Source organism: Pauljensenia sp. UMB3104 (assembly GCF_030217285.1).
In the GTDB taxonomy this organism is placed as follows: domain Bacteria; phylum Actinomycetota; class Actinomycetes; order Actinomycetales; family Actinomycetaceae; genus Pauljensenia.
Map to the genome: position 1 here is coordinate 1 of NZ_JASONN010000079.1, position 413 is coordinate 413.

The 413-nt window shown below is 66.8% G+C and carries 1 protein-coding gene; it reads left to right on the forward strand.

Annotated features, from left to right (window positions below):
- A partial coding sequence (locus QP415_RS10835; protein WP_285100060.1) for a S8 family serine peptidase occupies window positions 1-413 on the forward strand: 413 nt, incomplete at both ends.

The following is a 413-nucleotide window of genomic DNA, read 5'->3' on the forward strand; positions in this document are numbered from 1 at the left end:
CCTACGAGTTCATGTCCGGCACCTCGATGGCGACCCCGCAGATGGCGGGCGTGAGCGCCGTCGTCCTGCAGCGCGTTGAGAACGATCCGCTGTTTGCTTCGATGAGCGCGCGTCAGAAGATCGATGTCGTCCAGAACCTCATCATGGGAACGGCGACCCCCGTCGTCGACCCGCTCCAGGACACTGGCGCCCCGTACTCACCGCGCAAGCAGGGATCGGGCCTGACGAATGTCCTGGCGGCCACGACCTCGTCCGTGTATCCGACCGTGGTCGGCGCCCCCGAGCAGTCCCGGCCCAAGGCGGACCTGGGGGACGGCACGAAGGGGTGGCACTTCGACGTCACGCTGCATAACCTCTCGGGTGTTCCCGCCACCTACGAGCTGAGCTCGCAGGCCCTCTCCGAGATCGTCGAC